The organism is Candidatus Hydrogenedentota bacterium (assembly GCA_016791475.1).
Lineage (GTDB): Bacteria > Hydrogenedentota > Hydrogenedentia > Hydrogenedentales > JAEUWI01 > JAEUWI01.
In genome coordinates this window covers 1-520 of the sequence record JAEUWI010000464.1, presented here as the reverse complement: position 1 = coordinate 520, position 520 = coordinate 1, and the positions used below count along the sequence as shown (strand labels likewise).

1 protein-coding gene is annotated in these 520 nt (G+C 73.7%); it reads right to left on the bottom strand.

The window, feature by feature from the left end:
• On the bottom strand, window positions 1-520 hold a 520-nt coding region (locus JNK74_30265; protein MBL7650454.1), incomplete at both ends, for an SUMF1/EgtB/PvdO family nonheme iron enzyme.

Sequence of the window (520 nt, the reverse complement as noted above, 5' to 3'; positions counted from 1 at the left end):
ACCCGATGTACACCACCGCCGTGTCCGCCGGTTTGGTCTGCAGGTGGTCGCGGTGCATTTGCGCGGCGCCATACCACCAGGAGCCGCCACGGGTGGGGCGGGCGGCGTCGGTGCCGCCGTCGGTCCATTCCCACACGTTGCCACCCATGTCGAACAGGCCGTTGACGCCGGCTTGGGTGCGGCCGGTGGGCAGGTGGCCCCGGCCGCGGCTGGTGATGGCGGGGTTGGCATAGGCCGTCAGGGTGGGGGCGGCGCCGCAGTCGCCCAGGCAGTGGGCGCCCTGCGGGCTGCTGCCGGTGGGGTAGGGAGTGGTCTGGCCGGTGGTGAAGCCGGCTGGCGGGGTGGCGCGCCGCTCGGTGTAGGCGGCTTCCATCCATTCGGCGTCGGTGGGCAGGCGTTTGCCGGCCCACTGGCAGTAGGCGCGGGCTTCGTGGAAGTTGATGTGCACGGCGGGCTCGCGTGGGTCGGCGGGCAGGCCGAACGGAGTGCGCCAGGTCCAGCCGGGGCGCTGCACCCAGCC